General features: G+C 39.7%; 17 protein-coding genes and 1 other annotated feature. Of the genes, 16 read left to right on the top strand and 1 reads right to left on the bottom strand.

The features are described from left to right. Nucleotides 1-94 precede the first annotated feature (94 nt). The 9 genes from rplK to ACQ4QH_RS08235 all read left to right on the top strand — a co-directional run bounded on the left by rplK (nt 95) and on the right by ACQ4QH_RS08235 (nt 8,308). A complete protein-coding gene (rplK, locus tag ACQ4QH_RS08275) occupies nt 95-520 on the top strand; it encodes a 50S ribosomal protein L11 (RefSeq protein ID WP_002827926.1) in 426 nt (141 codons plus the stop codon). A 96-nt stretch (nt 521-616) separates the two neighbouring features. Next, nucleotides 617-1,306 (top strand): 50S ribosomal protein L1, encoded by a 690-nt coding sequence (gene rplA, locus ACQ4QH_RS08270; RefSeq protein ID WP_131473255.1) that lies wholly within the window; start codon nt 617-619, stop codon nt 1,304-1,306. Nucleotides 1,307-1,375: 69 nt separating this feature from the next. Next, nucleotides 1,376-1,503: a sequence feature (ribosomal protein L10 leader region), on the top strand. Between the two features lie 29 nt (nt 1,504-1,532). Further along, nucleotides 1,533-2,036 (top strand): 50S ribosomal protein L10, encoded by a 504-nt coding sequence (gene rplJ / locus ACQ4QH_RS08265; RefSeq protein ID WP_002827924.1) that lies wholly within the window; start codon nt 1,533-1,535, stop codon nt 2,034-2,036. A gap of 88 nt (nt 2,037-2,124) precedes the next feature. After that, nucleotides 2,125-2,490, top strand: a complete 366-nt coding sequence (gene rplL, locus ACQ4QH_RS08260) for a 50S ribosomal protein L7/L12 (protein ID WP_002827923.1) — start codon at nt 2,125-2,127, stop codon at nt 2,488-2,490. Nucleotides 2,491-2,710: 220 nt separating this feature from the next. Continuing rightward, nucleotides 2,711-3,586: a serine hydrolase gene (locus ACQ4QH_RS08255; protein WP_439818502.1), complete on the top strand. Its 876-nt coding sequence runs from the start codon at nt 2,711-2,713 to the stop codon at nt 3,584-3,586. Nucleotides 3,587-3,844: 258 nt separating this feature from the next. After that, a complete protein-coding gene (locus ACQ4QH_RS08250) occupies nt 3,845-4,579 on the top strand; it encodes a metal ABC transporter ATP-binding protein (RefSeq protein ID WP_439818501.1) in 735 nt (244 codons plus the stop codon). Nucleotide 4,580: 1 nt separating this feature from the next. Further along, the gene (locus ACQ4QH_RS08245) at nt 4,581-5,441 is read left to right on the top strand and encodes a metal ABC transporter permease (protein ID WP_131473258.1); all 861 of its coding nucleotides are present in this window, start codon (nt 4,581-4,583) and stop codon (nt 5,439-5,441) included. Further along, on the top strand, nt 5,425-6,369 hold the full coding sequence (locus ACQ4QH_RS08240) for a metal ABC transporter substrate-binding protein (RefSeq protein WP_439818500.1): 945 nt from the start codon (nt 5,425-5,427) through the stop codon (nt 6,367-6,369). The genes ACQ4QH_RS08245 and ACQ4QH_RS08240 overlap by 17 nt, the downstream gene beginning before the upstream one ends. A gap of 259 nt (nt 6,370-6,628) precedes the next feature. After that, nucleotides 6,629-8,308, top strand: coding sequence for an NAD(P)/FAD-dependent oxidoreductase (locus ACQ4QH_RS08235; protein ID WP_439818499.1), 1,680 nt, complete (start codon nt 6,629-6,631; stop codon nt 8,306-8,308). Nucleotides 8,309-8,464: 156 nt separating this feature from the next. Here the strand turns inward: ACQ4QH_RS08235 and ACQ4QH_RS08230 are convergent, their stop codons facing one another. Then, nucleotides 8,465-9,070: a TrmH family RNA methyltransferase gene (locus ACQ4QH_RS08230; RefSeq protein WP_439818498.1), complete on the bottom strand. Its 606-nt coding sequence runs from the start codon at nt 9,068-9,070 to the stop codon at nt 8,465-8,467. 180 nt (nt 9,071-9,250) lie between these two features. On the opposite strand from ACQ4QH_RS08230, the gene ACQ4QH_RS08225 reads away from it, so the two are divergent. From ACQ4QH_RS08225 to ACQ4QH_RS08195, 7 genes are all read left to right on the top strand, one after another. Beyond that, on the top strand, nt 9,251-10,093 hold the full coding sequence (locus ACQ4QH_RS08225) for an energy-coupling factor ABC transporter ATP-binding protein (RefSeq protein WP_439818497.1): 843 nt from the start codon (nt 9,251-9,253) through the stop codon (nt 10,091-10,093). Next, a complete protein-coding gene (locus tag ACQ4QH_RS08220) occupies nt 10,069-10,935 on the top strand; it encodes an energy-coupling factor transporter ATPase (protein WP_439819518.1) in 867 nt (288 codons plus the stop codon). The genes ACQ4QH_RS08225 and ACQ4QH_RS08220 overlap by 25 nt, the downstream gene beginning before the upstream one ends. Further along, the gene (locus tag ACQ4QH_RS08215) at nt 10,928-11,731 is read left to right on the top strand and encodes an energy-coupling factor transporter transmembrane component T family protein (protein ID WP_439818496.1); all 804 of its coding nucleotides are present in this window, start codon (nt 10,928-10,930) and stop codon (nt 11,729-11,731) included. The genes ACQ4QH_RS08220 and ACQ4QH_RS08215 overlap by 8 nt, the downstream gene beginning before the upstream one ends. Nucleotides 11,732-11,745: 14 nt before the next feature. Beyond that, nucleotides 11,746-12,495, top strand: coding sequence for a tRNA pseudouridine(38-40) synthase TruA (truA, locus tag ACQ4QH_RS08210; protein ID WP_140836375.1), 750 nt, complete (start codon nt 11,746-11,748; stop codon nt 12,493-12,495). A gap of 157 nt (nt 12,496-12,652) precedes the next feature. Then, nucleotides 12,653-13,096 carry a 50S ribosomal protein L13 gene (rplM, locus tag ACQ4QH_RS08205; protein ID WP_002827909.1) on the top strand — a complete coding sequence of 148 codons (444 nt, stop codon included), beginning with the start codon at nt 12,653-12,655 and terminating at the stop codon, nt 13,094-13,096. 25 nt (nt 13,097-13,121) lie between these two features. Continuing rightward, nucleotides 13,122-13,514 carry a 30S ribosomal protein S9 gene (gene rpsI / locus ACQ4QH_RS08200; protein ID WP_002827907.1) on the top strand — a complete coding sequence of 131 codons (393 nt, stop codon included), beginning with the start codon at nt 13,122-13,124 and terminating at the stop codon, nt 13,512-13,514. Nucleotides 13,515-13,670: 156 nt separating this feature from the next. Further along, the gene (locus ACQ4QH_RS08195) at nt 13,671-15,611 is read left to right on the top strand and encodes a DNA/RNA helicase domain-containing protein (RefSeq protein ID WP_439818495.1); all 1,941 of its coding nucleotides are present in this window, start codon (nt 13,671-13,673) and stop codon (nt 15,609-15,611) included. Nucleotides 15,612-15,741 lie beyond the last annotated feature (130 nt).

Below are 15,741 nucleotides of genomic sequence, written 5' to 3'. Positions count from 1 at the left end.
TTATAATTTAGTATGTGTTGTTATTAGGCACATATGTGGGAGGCGTAAATCGAAACGCGCCATTTACACCACAAACACGAAGGAGGAAACAATCGTGGCTAAGAAAGTTTCAAGTATTGTTAAGTTGCAGATTCCAGCCGGTAAGGCAACACCTGCACCTCCAGTTGGACCTGCTTTGGGTCAAGCTGGTGTTAACATCATGGGATTCGCAAAGGAGTTTAATGCTCGTACTGCCGACCAAGGCGGTTTGCTAATCCCTGTAGTTATTACTGTATATGAAGATCGTTCATTCGAGTTCGTTACCAAGACTCCTCCAGCAGCTGTTCTTTTGAAGAAGGCCGCTGGTGTTGAAAAGGGTTCTGGTGAGCCTAACACGAAGAAGGTCGCTACAGTTACTGCAGCACAAGTTCGTGAAATTGCAGAAACTAAGATGCAAGATCTAAACGCAGCTGACGTAGATGCAGCTGTTCGCATGATTGAAGGTACTGCTCGTTCAATGGGCTTCACTGTTGAAGGCTAATTAAACAAGTAACGTACGGATCGCATAGGAAACTAAGCAAGATCAAGCGGGAGGTCAATGACCGTTTGACCGCGTTTGCAAGGAGGAATAGCTACCATGGCTAAGTATGGTAAGAATTATTTAGCAGCTGCTGAAAAAGTTGACAGTGCCAAGTTGTACACTGTTGAGGAAGCTGCTGCATTGGTAAAGGATATTGACTTTGCCAAGTTTGATGCAACTGTTGAAATTGCATTTAACTTAAACGTTGATACGCGTCAAGCTGATCAACAATTGCGTGGTGCCGTTGTTTTGCCTAACGGTACTGGTAAGGACCAAACTGTTGTGGTCTTTGCACAAGGTGATAAGGCTAAAGAAGCTGAAGAAGCTGGTGCTGATGTTGTCGGAGCCGCTGACTTGGTACAACGTATCCAAGGTGGATGGTTAGACTTTGATGTTGCAATCGCAACACCAGATATGATGGCACAAGTTGGACGTGTTGGACGTGTCTTGGGACCTAAGGGATTGATGCCTAACCCTAAGACTGGTACTGTTACGTTTGACGTTGCTAAGGCTGTTTCAGAAGCTAAGTCAGGAAAGGTTACTTACCGTACTGATCGTGACGGAAACGTTGCTGTACCAGTTGGTAAGGTATCATTCGATGCTGATAAGCTTGCAGGAAACATCAAGTCATTGGCTGCTGTTATCTTGCGTTCACGTCCAGCCGCTGTTAAGGGAACATACGTACAACACGTATCAATCGCTTCAACATTTGGTCCTGCTGTGAACATCGACATTTCTTCACTATAATTTAGATTATTCTAAAAAATAGTCGAAGCATCTGTTGACACTTCCTCGACTACCTGTTAAAGTAGTTGAAGTAATAAATCGATTCTACCTAAGACGCAGGTGTCGTAAGACTCAATATCCCGCCGAGGAAGTGAAAAAACGCGAAAGCGACTTTTGACCCCCGGTGCAGTCTGTACTGGGGGTCTTTTGGTAAGAATCAAAATCTAAACAGGAGGAACAATATACCATGAGTGAAGCAACCATTGCTGTTAAAGCACAACAAGTTGCCGAAGTTGCTGACAAGTTCAAGAACGCAACGTCTGCCGTTGTTGCTGACGTTCGTGGCTTGACTGTTGAGGAATCAAACAAGTTGCGTGCTGAATTACGTGGAGAAGGTGTTGAGCTACGTGTTATCAAGAACAAAGTCTTGACTCGCGCCGCTGAAGCTGCTGATTTGTCAGAGTTGAACGACCTATTTGCTGGTCCTTCAGCTGTTGCCTTTTCAGCCGACGATGCAATCGCACCTGCCCGTGTTTTGAAGAAGTATGCTGATGATATCGATGCCTTGGAAATCAAGGGTGGATACATCGATGGTAATATCGTATCTATTGACGAAATCAATAAGTACGCTTCATTGCCAGACCGCGACGGTTTGCTATCAATGTTGTTGTCAACATTGCAAGCACCTGTTCGCAACTTTGCCTATGCAGTTAAAGCTGTATCAGACGCAAAGGGAGAAGCTGAAGCCTAAGCAATCGCTTAGATTCACAGCTTAAACTATCGGGCATTGCCCAAAATTAAAATTGCAAAAAGCAAATATTAAGAGGAGATTATTTATCATGGCATTTGATAAGGATTCAATCATCGCTTCATTGAAGGAAGCTACGATCATGGACTTGGCTGACTTGGTTTCAGCTATCGAAGAAGAATTTGGTGTTTCAGCTGCTGCCCCTGTTGCAGCTGCTGGTGCAGCTGGTGGTGACGCCGCTGCTAAGACTGAATTCGACGTTGAGTTGACTTCAGCAGGTACTGCTAAGGTTAAGGTTATCAAGGCAGTTCGTGAAGCAACTGGTTTGGGCTTGAAGGACGCTAAGGGTCTTGTTGACGATGCACCTTCAATCATCAAGGAAGGTCTTTCAGAAGACGACGCTAACGAATTGAAGGCAAAGCTTGAAGAAGCTGGTGCCGCAGTTACTGTAAAGTAATTTTATTCGGTTTAGCAGTCAGAAATGACTTAAAAAAGCTACTTGTGTATACAAGTAGCTTTTTTTGTATTGTAAGCAAATTTGGTTTGAAAATGATGTGACGTTACTAATAGTAAACGGTTTTGACACATACATGACATAATTGCCAAGAATATAAGACAATTGGTTAACACTGTTTACTGAATGTTGTCGTATACTATTAGATATGAATAATAAAAATATGAGAGGGTTACGCTCGCGTGAAGAAAACCCTAAGAAAAAAAAGATGAAGTGGTTATCACTGGCCATTGCAGCAATTTTTACTGTTGGTATTATTGCTATCGTGTGGCCACATCATAAAGAAATTATGAGAACCATTACACCTAAGATGAAAAAAATTGATTATAAAAAAAATCTCACACAATCATGGCAAAAATCATTAAAGGGAGAAAAAGTTAACGTCGATATTGCTGTTTATGATCAAAAACATAAGCAGTTGATAACATTGCGTGATAGCAATCAAGATACCTTTCCGACAGCAAGTGTTGTGAAGGTGTCTGTTTTGGCGAACCTATTAAGTCAGCACGAGGCTGCTAATGAGACATTGACAGACGATCAGCAAACATTAGCCACAGCTATGATTGAAGATAGTGACAATGACGCGACGACAAATTTGTTATATCAAATGGGTGGGTATGCTGCGCCTGATGATTTATTTAATGCCTTATCAATGAATGATTCTAAAATGGATGTTGCGGCCTGGGGTAGCTCAACAACAACCGCCCCTGACCAAGTAATTTTGTTACGTAATATTTTCTATCGAAGTAATATTTTGTCATCAGATTCGCAACAGTTCGCGCAGAAGTTGATGAGTCAGGTAGAACCTAGTCAACGTTGGGGAATTACTGCTGGTGTACCATCTGATGCGAAGATGGCCTTAAAAAATGGTTGGTTACCGGATGATGATGGGTGGATCGTTAATAGTATCGGCCACATTAAAAACAAGCAAACGAACTATGTTATTGCTGTCTTGACGAATGGTAGTGATACAGAAGAAGATGGCATTAATTTAATCGAAAAGTTATCAAAACAAACCTATCGTGAATTAGCAAAATAATAACACTATTGTTGTTAAAATAAGGCTTCGTTTCTTCAATATTTGATTTCATAAGATGTCGATTTACCAAGTTAAAGTGGTTAAATCGGCTCTTTTTTGTGCAACAAAATTTACAAAGTTGAGATGTCTTTACAGTTATTTTTCATTTAAGAAAATATATTGATTAGTTTTATGAAATTTATTATGATAAATAAGTTGTTTTAAGAAAAATATATTTTTAAAACAATAAAAATATTTTATGAATCAGGAGATATATTTATGCTGCAGATCAACGACTTAACCGTCGCTTACAGCAATGTACCAGTATTCACAGATTTATCCGTTAATTTTGCATCAGGGAAAATTACAGGGATAATTGGACCGAATGGCGCTGGTAAGTCAACCTTAATCAAGGGTGCGCTGGGATTAGTCCGCCGCTCTGGTAATGCTACTTTAAGTGGGACACTCATTAACCGGGTGCGTCAAAAAATTGCTTATGTTGAGCAACGTGCGGCACTTGATTTAACATTTCCTATCAGTGTTTTTGAGGTGGTTTTAACTGGCACGTATGGCAAGTTAGGATTATTCAAAAGCCCTGGTCGAAAAGAAAGGGAATTGGCGATTGATGCTTTAAAACAAGTCAATCTAGTCGAATTTAAAAATCATCAAATTGGTGAATTATCAGGTGGTCAATTACAGCGCGTCTTTGTTGCACGGGCAATCGTTCAACAAGCTGACGTTGTGATTCTCGATGAACCATTTGTCGGCATTGATATGAAATCTGAAGAAGAAATTATGAATGTCTTACGTGGTTGGCGTAATGCAGGTAAAACAATTATCGTTGTGCATCACGATTTAAACAAAGTGGCTGCCTACTTTGATGAGTTACTGATTATGAATCATGGTGTGATTGCGCATGGGCCCGTCTCAACGGTATACACTCAGGAGAACATGACTCGTGCGTTTTCTGCTGATTTAAGTGCCGTGCTCTTCAATAAGATTGCAGGTGCTTAATATGAAAAGTATTATTGAATTTTTGCATGCATTAGGACATTATAACTTCCTACAAAGCGCGCTGATGGCGGCCATTATGGTTGGTATTATGTCAGGAATCATTGGTAGTTTTATTATTTTACGCGGTATGTCATTAATGGGTGATGCAATTTCACATTCTGTCTTACCGGGGGTGGCCGTTGCTTACATGTTAGGTGTCAACCTGATGATTGGTGCAACAACGTTTGGTGTTATTGCAGCATTATTGATTGGTTTTGTTGCTTCAAATAGCAAGCTAAAAAATGACACGGCTATTGGTATTGTTTTTTCAGCATTTTTTGCATTAGGATTTATTCTAATTTCAATGGCAGAATCATCAACAAACTTGCATCATATCCTATTCGGAAATGTTTTAGCGGTTTCTGATTCTGATTTATTGTCAACATTTATTGTTTTGGCGATTGTTATCATTTTTATTTTCGTATTATTTAAAGAGTTACAAATCACCTCATTTGATGAAGTGTTTGCAAAGTCATATGGTTTGAATACGAGCATTATTCATTATGGTTTAATGATTATTCTGACATTAGTAACTGTTTCAGCTTTACAAACGGTTGGTATTATTCTAATTGTTGCAATGTTAATTACACCCGCAGCTACGGCGTTCCTATGGACAAACCGCTTGGTACACATGTTATTTGTCTCTTCTGGTGTCGGTGCTTTAGCTTCAATCGTTGGGTTATACCTGTCATACACGATGAATTGGGCTTCTGGTCCAGCAATCGTATTAGTTGCAGCCATTATCTTTTTGGTTTCATTTGTTGTTGCCCCAAAGCAAGGTATTCTTGCCAAGTTAGGAGTTAAAAATGTTAAAAAAGCTTAGTATTGTTGTCATTACTTTACTAGTTGTCGGTGGTGGTATTTTCTTCTTCGTCAATGGCCGTGGTGAACAAAAGTCAACGGCAAGCGAGAAGTTGCGGGTCGTGACAACAAATTCTATTTTAGAAGATATGGTTGAACAAGTTGGTGGTAAACATGTCCAAGTTTACAGTATTGTCAAACGTGGCACGGACCCTCACGAGTATGATCCAACGACTGATGACATTGCGGCAGCAACCGAAGCAGACGTATTATTCCACAACGGTTTGAATCTGGAGACCGGGGGCAGCGGCTGGTTCAGTAAGTTAACAAAGACAGCTAATAAGCGTGATGATAAAGAAGTATTTGCCGCTTCAAAGCATGTGAAACCAATGTATTTGACTGAATCTGGTAAAGAAAATGAAACTGATCCGCATGCCTGGTTAGATCTTAACAATGGAATAAAATATGTCAATATGATTAGCGGTGTGCTACAAGATAAGGATCCAAAGCACGCAAAAGCATATCAAAAGCGGACAGATGTATATGTTGAAAAGTTAGCAAAATTGCATAAAGAAGCACAAAGTAAGTTTGCAGATATCCCAGAAAAACAACGCTTATTAGTGACATCAGAAGGTGCCTTTAAATACTTCTCAAAAGCATATGGGATTACACCAGCATTTATTTGGGAAATCAACACTGAAGCACAAGGTACACCTGAACAGATGAAACAAGTACTAGCTAAGATTGATCGGTCAGACGTTAAGTCATTGTTTGTTGAAAGTTCAGTTTCACCTAAGTCGATGAAGCAAGTATCAAAGGAAACAAAGTTGCCAATTTATTCAAAAATTTATACGGATTCATTGGCAAAGAAGGGTACGCAAGGTGACACGTACTACGATATGGTTAAGTGGAATATCGACAAAATCCATGACGGTATGTTAGCAAAATAAATTAATAAGTAATAGACGCATTAATTAGGCTTTTGAACTAGTTAATGTGTTTTTTGTTTACTTGAATAACTGTACGATATTTGTGACATATTTGTGATTCTTTTCCAGAAAAATTGTTATAATGGAATTGTGAGAAAATTAGCTATTCGGTTAACATTCTGGGTAACTAGGTTTACAAAGCGAGTATTCAACGATACAATGTATCATTGGACTTATTAATTTATTGGTTTTGTAGGAATTTTTATTGAGGAGATTTAATATGGCTAGCAAAAACATCGTTGTAGTAGGGGCCGGCTTTTCCGGTGTATTCACTGCACGTAAATTGGCTAAAAGACTAAAGAACACCGACTATCAAATCGTATTGATTGATCGTCACTCATTTATGACTTACATGACAGAGTTACATGAAGTTGCAACGAAGCGTGTCGAGCCAAAACACGTGCAATTTGATTTGGGAACATTATTTAAGCACCAATCAAATGTAAAAATCGTGACGGCTAATGTTGAGAACATCGACAAGTCAGCAAAGGTAATCAAGACATCAGAAGGTGAATTCACTTATGAGAAATTGGTTATCGCAACTGGTGGTACGACAAACACATTTGGTACGCCTGGTGTTGAAGAGTATGGTTACACGCTTTGGTCATTCGAAGAAGCTGTTAAATTACGTGCACACATCGAAGAAGTTATCCGTGAAGGAGCGATGGAAACCGATCCAGCATTACGTGAGGCAAAGTTGACGATTGCTGTTGTCGGATCAGGATTTACTGGTGTTGAATTAGCTGGTGAACTGATTGAACAACGTCGTGAATTAGCTCGTGCAAACAACTTGGATGAATCAGAAATCAAGTTGGAAGTTATCGAAGCTGTGCCAACAATTTTGAATATGTTGTCAGATCGTAAGCTAGCCGACAAGGGTGAGCAATACATGATCAACCACGGCATCAAGTTGCGTAAGTCAGCTGGTGTTGTTGAGGTTAAGGAGCACGCCGCACTATTAAAGGATGGTACAGAGGTACCAACTGAGACTTTGGTTTGGACAGCCGGTGTTAAGGCTAAGCCACAAGGTGCTAAGTGGGGCTTGCAACAAGGCCCTGGTGGTCGTTTCCTAGCCGACGAGTACTCACGTGCTTTGGGCGAGGAAGACATCTATGTTGCGGGTGACGTGGCAGCTTATCAAGAGCCTGCACTTGCAGATCCTAATAATCCACGTGCTGGTTGGACACCACAAACCGTTGAAGGTGGTGAATCAGCCGCTAACACTGTTGTACCAAACGTTGTTTACGATGTAACTGGTCAAACTGGTGCGCGTCATGAATTTAAGGGTCACTACCAAGGATATGCCGTTTCAATCGGTTCACATTACACGGTTGGTGTTGTACAACAAATTGGTAATATGAAGATTGGTAAGGATGGTTGGTCAGTAACTGGCTTTATCGCTAACATGTTCAAGCACATTATCAACTTCTACTTCTTCATGCAAATCTCAAGTGGTTACCACATGTTCCAATACACATTGGATGAATTCTTCCGTACACCAAATGGACGTAACCCATTCTTCGGTTGGACGTCACGTGTCGGCAACGTTTTGTGGTCAGTGCCTTTGCGTATTGTCATGGGAATTACTTGGATCTCATTAGGTGCGACCCTTGGTGGTGGTGCTGGTATGATTGCAACGATCGTTGGTTGGTTGCTTGTCTTTGGTTTCCTAACATCAATCGCCGCATTCGTTGGCTTTATCTTTGGTTTGGTAATGGTCTTTGCTGGTACCGGTGTGACTGTGGCTGCCTTGTTGATTCCATTTGCCTCACTTGCTTTGATGAACGGTGCTGGACGTACAATCGGATTGGATTACTGGGTAACACCACTCCTAGAGCGTTCACTAGGTGCATCATGGTATGGTAAAGCAAAGTCACACTATAACGACATGCACAAGTAATATCTAAAAAAGCAAAAAAATAAGGTTGGAACAAAAGAAATTGTTCCAACCTTTTTGTGTTAAAAATGTATTAGTTATCAACCTACAAATTTGATAGCATAAACGGGTTACATTGAGGCTTCAAAACGACTTTTGTCTCGCTCTCAATTTTTTTGTTTATGATAATTTTGGTTGGTGTTGTGATGCATAGAATGCAGCAATAACACCATGAGCGACGCCGACATTGATCGAGCGCACGCTGCCATATTGTGGAATATACACCATTGCATCAGCTGCATTGATCAGATCGTCAGCCAAACCAAGCTTTTCTTCACCAAATAAAAAGGCTGATTTAGCTGGGAAGTGCATATCATACAATGACTGTGGGTCATAACCAGGGGTATTATCCACGGCATATATTGTGTAACCTTCTTGGTGAAGTTGCTCAAAAATGGTTGGATAATCAATGATGCGGTGATGTTCAATATGTTCATAGTTTTGAGTGCCTAATGAGCCACGTCGATCCCATTTTTTGATACCTTCAGTTGCCTCAGGAATTGCTGGGTTTTCGGGATTCAAAAAAATTAACTTCCGCATACCAAAGGCATTGCTGTTACGAACGGCAGATGCCTTGTTAAAATCATGGCTAAGATTTTGCATAATGGAAACCATCTCTCCACGATTCATATCTAATGATGCTCGAATCTCATCATCAGTTTTGCCTTTATAAAAATCAGTCACGTTACGATAATCAGCTGAATGTGTTAAATCAATATCTGACATAGTTGCTCCTTATTAACTAGCCAATAGACCAGAATGAATAATTTAATTCTATCGGGGGGTGTGCAACGTGTCAAACTTTGTTATGGCTGATAAAATAAGATGAAATTGAACATTTCAAAGCATATTGACTAGTAATTTGTTATGATTAGAGGTATGAGAAAATAAAAAGGAGGCGCGGACATGACGCCAATTATATCGTTGTCGCATGTGACTTACGCATATCCAAATAGTGACGTACCTGCCTTACGTGATTTATCATTAACAATCGATAAAGGTGAGTGGGTTGCGATTATCGGCCATAATGGATCCGGTAAATCAACTTTTGCAAAATTATTAAATTACTTACTAGCACCGACTGAAGGTGAAATTAAAGTGAACGATGTTGTTGCCACTGAAGAAAATATGTGGACGATTCGTGACATGGTTGGGATGGTTTTTCAAAATCCTGATAATCAGTTTGTGGGCGCTACGGTAGCGGATGATGTCGCATTCGGTATGGAAAATCGTGGTGTGCCACGTGATGAAATGATTAAACGGGTGGATGCCGCCTTAGCCGAAGTGCAGATGGCACCATTTGCCGATCGTGAGCCAGCTCGCTTGTCAGGTGGGCAAAAGCAACGCGTAGCGATTGCATCAGTGTTGGCCTTACAACCTAAAATTTTAATTTTAGACGAAGCAACGGCTATGTTAGATCCAACAGGGCGTCGTGAGATGATTGCGCTAGTTCATGAATTGAAAGCACGTATGGGGGATAACCTAACGGTTATTTCAATTACCCATGATATTGATGAAGCAGCAAGTGCTGACCGTGTCATGGTTATCAATGATGGTGAACTTATGGAAACAGGTGTACCAGAAGAAATCTTTGCGAATGCGGATCAATTACGGCGTTTTGGACTGGCAGTACCATTCGCTGAGCAGTTAAAGGAACAATTACGGGTACGGGGAATTAGCGTCCCTAATGAATATTTGACAACGGAAGGGCTGGTAACGTGGTTATGGCAATCAATTTCGACCAAGTAGGTTTTACCTACCAACCGAATACACCGTTCGCGACACCAGGTCTGCATGATGTTTCATTTGAAATTCCAGATGGTAAATTTACAGCTGTGATTGGTCACACGGGTTCTGGTAAATCAACGATGGTGCAACACCTTGATGGACTGGTTTTGCCAACAACTGGTAAAGTCACGATGGGTAATCAAGTTGTGACCGCTGAGACAAAATTAAAAGAACTCAATGAATTGCGTGCACATATTGGTTTAGTCTTTCAGTTTCCAGAAGCACAATTGTTTGAACAAACAGTTATTAAAGACGTGATGTTTGGACCTAAAAATTTTGGTGCATCAGATAAAGTGGCCCAGGCAGCTGCCGAAGTTGCTTTAAAAAAAGTCGGTATTTCAGCCGATTTGTATGAACGTTCACCATTTGAATTATCAGGTGGTCAGATGCGTCGCGTGGCAATTGCGGGTGTTATTGCCATGGAGCCAGATTTATTGATTTTAGATGAACCAACGGCAGGACTGGATCCACAAGGACAACGTGAATTAATGACTTTGTTTACTGATTTACAAAAAGAACGACAAATTACGGTGGTGCTGATTACGCATCAAATGGAATATGTTGCGCAGTATGCTGATCATGTGGTGGTCTTTGAACATGGGACGGTTGTTAAATCAGGATCACCTGCTACTATTTTTGCGGATGAAAATTGGTTACATGAAAAGCAATTGGATGTACCCGCAGCTAAACAGTTTGCGGATGCCTTGGCAGAAAAAGGTGTTCAATTACATGATGTGTTAGACATCAATCAATTGGCTGATCAATTAGCTGCCCGATTAAATGGGGAGGTGGATCATGTTTAGTAATATGATTATTGGTCGCTATATGCCAGGTAACTCATGGATCCATCGGCTAGATGCTCGTACTAAGTTGGTACTAAGTATTGCGTTCATCTTTGTTGTTTTCTTTGCGAACAATGTCATCGGTTATGCATTAGCAGCAGCCTTTACCTTGCTAGCAATTATGATGACGGGATTAGGTATCGGTGTCTTCTTACGTGGTTTGCGCCCACTTGTCTTATTGATGTTCATTACGACATTACTCCAACTGTTCTTTGTTCAGACTGGGGATGTCTTGGTGCACTGGGCATTTATCACCATCACAACTGATGGTGTGATCAATAGTATTGTCGTGTTTGTGCGTTTCATGTTGATTATCATGTTTTCAACGATTTTGACATTAACGACCCAGCCATTAGCCGTTGCTGACGGAATGGAGAGTTTATTGAAGCCGTTTAAGAAATTGGGCTTACCAGTTTCTGAATTAGCTTTGATGCTATCGATTGCGCTACGTTTCGTTCCAACGTTAATGGATGAGGCTCAGAGTATTATGAATGCACAACGGGCACGTGGTGTGCGATTTAATGAGGGAAGTCTTATGGCACGTATCAAATCATTCGTGCCCTTGTTGATTCCATTATTTGTGAACGCCATTAAGCGTGCTATTGAGTTGGGGGATGCGATGGAAGCACGTGGTTATCGTGGTGGTGACCATCGAACAAAGTATCGTGTCTTAACTTGGCATACCCAAGATACTGTTGCCATGATTGGATTTGTTATCTTCACGATTGCATTGATTGCAACGCGTTGGATGATGTAGAAAGGATTTAAAACATGCCACGTTATAAAGCAACCATTGCTTATGATGGGACTGATTTTTTTGGTTGGCAAGTACAACCTAATAAGCGGACTGTGCAGGCAGAGATGGAGTTAGTGGTCAATAAAATGGCTAAGAATCCAGCCGAGCATATTCGCGTGCAAGGTTCTGGTCGGACAGATGCTCGCGTACACGCCAAGGGACAGGTGGCACATTTTGATTTGCCATTTGATATTCCAGCTGACGCCGTTCGAAAGGGGCTATCAACAATGCTGCCTTACGATATTGGTATTAAAAAAGTTGAGAAGGTCAGTGATGACTTCCATGCCCAGTTTAATGCTCATGATAAAACCTATTTTTATCGCTTTTCAACGAGTGAGTATATTGATCCATTTAAGCGTAATTATACGGGTCATTGGCATCGCCGTTTAAATCCGGAACTGATGCAGCAAGCCATCGGTGATTATGTTGGTGAACATGATTGGTTAAGCTTTGTGGCTTCTGGTTATCAACAAAAAACAACGGTGCGCACGGTTTATTCTGCAAAAATGTGGGTTAAACCTGAGGAAGAAGAAATTTGGTTTGAATTCTCAGGAAATGGCTTTTTATATAACCAAATTCGTATCATGGTCGGCGTCTTATTAGAGATTGGCAATGGGGTGCGTCCGGTAGATGATATCAAGCGTTTATTCGAAGTAAAAGACCGGCAACAAGCGCAATTTACGGCCCCAGCCCAAGGATTATATTTGATGGATGTTAAATATTAAAAAAACATCAAGTTGTCAAGGACATTTCATTGACTATTCCTGTAAAACAGGATAAGATAGAACTCGGTATTGTTTACCAACCACAAATGGGAATGTCCTGGTACGACTTTTTAATTATTGGTAAAGTAAACAAACAGAAAACTGGAGGAAATTTTCCATGCGTACAACTTATATGGCAAAGCCAGGTGAGATCGATCGCAAGTGGTACGTCGTTGATGCAACTGATATTGCATTGGGACGTTTGTCAACTGTCGTAGCATCAATCTTACGTGGTAAGAACAAGCCAACTTACACACCAAACATCGACACTGGTGATAACGTTATCGTTATCAACGCTGGTAAGGTTGCTTTGACTGGTAAGAAGGCCACTGACAAGATCTATTACCACCACTCAAATCACCCAGGTGGTTTGAAGATGCGTCAAGCAGGTGACTTGCGCGAGAAGAACCCACAACGTTTGATCGAACTTTCAGTTCAAGGTATGTTGCCAAAGGGTACTCTTGGTCACCAACAAGCTTTGAAGCTACACGTGTTTGCTGGTTCAGAGCACACACACGCAGCTCAAAACCCTGAAGTGTTGGATATCACCAACCTTATTTAATTAACGAAAGGAGAATAGTTTAATCATGGCTCAAGTACAATACTCTGGAACTGGCCGTCGTAAGAACTCTGTTGCCCGTGTACGTTTGGTACCTGGTAACGGTGCTATCACGATCAATGGTCGTTCAGCAGAACAATACATTCCTTTCGCTAACTTGCGTGAGGTTATGGTGCAACCATTTAACGTTACTGAAACTCTAGGAAACTACGATGTTTTGGTTAACGTTGATGGTGGTGGTTTCTCAGGTCAAGCTGGTGCAATCCGTCACGGTATCGCCCGTGCCCTATTGACTGTTGATCCTGACTTCCGCGCTTCATTGAAGAAGGCTGGTCTACTTACTCGTGACCCTCGTAAGAAGGAACGTAAGAAGCCAGGTCTTAAGAAAGCTCGTAAGGCTTCACAATTCTCAAAGCGTTAATATTTACTATTACACTTTGTTGGATTGTCAAAGATCCGAATACAAAAATGACTCCCAAGTTGGTTTTGCCGACTTGGGAGTTTTTTGCAATCAAGTGAATATATAAAGCAACAATTTGTTGCTTTGTATATTTTTTTGTTTTGGGATAATTAAGTTATGGAACTACATAAATTAATAAAAGAAAAAAGAGAAAAAACCGGTCTTACACAAGAAGATGTTGCACATAGATTAAATGTTACACGACAAGCTGTGCAGAATTGGGAAAATAACAAAAGAAGTATTCCAAATAGTTTATTAACACAATATTTTAAACTATTGAAATTTGATGCAAAAGAAATTTTAACAGTGTTTGGTTTTTTGGATAACAATAATTTAAGAATAGAGTCAATTGATTATTCTAAGAAAGGAATAGATGAGTTTAAATATACTGAAGGGGAAACAGTATTGACAAAATTTCCAACACTTTATTTAGGTGTGGGAAAAAAGCAAGACAAATACACTAGTAGAGTCAACCAACTGGCATATGTTGGTGAAGCTAGCTCAATTATTAGAAGAACCAATGAACACTTGAATGCTAAAAATGACAAATTGAACGCAATTAAGAATGATGCTGATGATAAAGAAGAAGAATTATATATTATCGGTCATCCAAAGTTTAATAAATCTGCCACTCTGGAATTGGAACAAATGTTTATGGATTCATTATTGGGTGATAAGAAATTTATAAAAATTTATAATGGTCGAAATAATGGTTTATCCATAGATTTCTATGAGCGTAATGCCTATAGGGAAGGGATTTTTCCCGAAATTTGGAATCAACTAGAGAAGAAAGATGTTGTATCTAGTTTAGAGGAAGTTCGTAACTCGGCATTGTTCGCTAATAGCCCTTTTAAGACGTTGAGTACGAAACAACAAGAGGCGAAGAATATAATTTCAGATAAAATTGCGCAGACATTATCGGAAGATAATCAACATGAAGTTATTAAAATTCAAGGGTTAGCAGGATCAGGTAAAACAGTATTAATGTCGCAACTATTTTATGATATATGGAAAGATCCATATGAAGTTTTGGAAGCAGATGGAAACACCACCCATCGGTCATCAGTAGTTTTGTTGGTGAGACATGAACAACAACGTCGTACATATGAACAAATTGCAAAGAAATTAAACATGGGCAAAAATGCAGTAATGGATGTATCGACATTCATTACAAAGAGAATAAAAACGGATGTAGTATTAGTAGACGAGGCACACTTACTGTGGAGTGGAAACTATGGCCGTATCAATAAAGCTAAGTGGGAACCAGATTTAATGGCATTGCATAAATTAGCGAACACCTTAGTTTTAATTTATGATCCAAATCAACTGGTTTCAGCACGTGCAAAAATTGATGATAATCCAGAATTACTTGCAATTGTGAATGGTAAAAATACACTTACAGTAAACTTGAATGAACAATGGCGAATTGAAGCCAATCCAGCTACTTTAAAATGGATTGAGAATTTTGCACATTTCAGTGAAAATTCAATGGTCACACCACCGAAAGACAACGCATATGATATTCGTTTTTTTGAAAATGCTAGTGATTTTAGACATGAGATTGAATCGAAAAATGACCAGTTTGGATTAAGTCGGTTAGTGGCAACTTATGATTGGCAGTATTCACAAGGTTCAAGACCCAAAAATAATGATAAATACTGGTATGTTGAATTTGGTAATGAAACTTTACCATGGAACTTAGAACTTCCAGAAGTACAAGTAGCACAGGATAAACAAATACCTTGGCAGGAAATTGATATGAGCATTGGTGAAATTGGTAGTGACTTTACTGTACAAGGCATTGACCTGAACTATGTTGGTGTTATTTTAGGTCCGTCAATAATATGGAATGAAGAAACTAATTCACTAGACATTGATGCTGACAAATCATGTGATCATCAAAAAATCCGAAAAATTAATGGTAGTTATGATAATGAAGAAAATAAAAAATATTTGAAGAACGTTGTGAATGTTTTGCTGACACGCGGTGTACATGGACTGTATGTCTATGCGGTAGATGATAGATTGAGGAATAGGCTCAATCTATTAGCCAGATAAATTAATTTTTATGATCAGAGTAAGGCAGAGTGAAATAATAATTAAATATTTTATAAGTGATATAATATATTTATAGTAATAATTAAAACAAAACTATTGGAAAATGTAATCGTGAACTTTACGTGTTTTA

Source organism: Weissella paramesenteroides (assembly GCF_051903945.1).
Taxonomy (GTDB): domain Bacteria; phylum Bacillota; class Bacilli; order Lactobacillales; family Lactobacillaceae; genus Weissella; species Weissella paramesenteroides_A.
Note: the sequence above shows the minus strand (reverse complement) of the source record. Positions and strands in the feature narration are given on the sequence as shown.

Coding starts and splice junctions, on each gene's coding strand:
- ACQ4QH_RS08220 (WP_439819518.1), top strand. CDS start 10,069: ATGGCAATCAATTTCGACCAAGTAGGTTTTACCTACCAACCGAATACA.
- rpsI (WP_002827907.1), top strand. CDS start 13,122: ATGGCTCAAGTACAATACTCTGGAACTGGCCGTCGTAAGAACTCTGTT.
- ACQ4QH_RS08195 (WP_439818495.1), top strand. CDS start 13,671: ATGGAACTACATAAATTAATAAAAGAAAAAAGAGAAAAAACCGGTCTT.
- ACQ4QH_RS08225 (WP_439818497.1), top strand. CDS start 9,251: ATGACGCCAATTATATCGTTGTCGCATGTGACTTACGCATATCCAAAT.
- rplL (WP_002827923.1), top strand. CDS start 2,125: ATGGCATTTGATAAGGATTCAATCATCGCTTCATTGAAGGAAGCTACG.
- ACQ4QH_RS08240 (WP_439818500.1), top strand. CDS start 5,425: ATGTTAAAAAAGCTTAGTATTGTTGTCATTACTTTACTAGTTGTCGGT.
- ACQ4QH_RS08230 (WP_439818498.1), bottom strand. CDS start 9,070: ATGTCAGATATTGATTTAACACATTCAGCTGATTATCGTAACGTGACT.
- rplM (WP_002827909.1), top strand. CDS start 12,653: ATGCGTACAACTTATATGGCAAAGCCAGGTGAGATCGATCGCAAGTGG.
- ACQ4QH_RS08235 (WP_439818499.1), top strand. CDS start 6,629: ATGGCTAGCAAAAACATCGTTGTAGTAGGGGCCGGCTTTTCCGGTGTA.
- ACQ4QH_RS08250 (WP_439818501.1), top strand. CDS start 3,845: ATGCTGCAGATCAACGACTTAACCGTCGCTTACAGCAATGTACCAGTA.
- ACQ4QH_RS08255 (WP_439818502.1), top strand. CDS start 2,711: ATGAGAGGGTTACGCTCGCGTGAAGAAAACCCTAAGAAAAAAAAGATG.
- ACQ4QH_RS08215 (WP_439818496.1), top strand. CDS start 10,928: ATGTTTAGTAATATGATTATTGGTCGCTATATGCCAGGTAACTCATGG.
- rplJ (WP_002827924.1), top strand. CDS start 1,533: ATGAGTGAAGCAACCATTGCTGTTAAAGCACAACAAGTTGCCGAAGTT.
- truA (WP_140836375.1), top strand. CDS start 11,746: ATGCCACGTTATAAAGCAACCATTGCTTATGATGGGACTGATTTTTTT.
- rplA (WP_131473255.1), top strand. CDS start 617: ATGGCTAAGTATGGTAAGAATTATTTAGCAGCTGCTGAAAAAGTTGAC.
- ACQ4QH_RS08245 (WP_131473258.1), top strand. CDS start 4,581: ATGAAAAGTATTATTGAATTTTTGCATGCATTAGGACATTATAACTTC.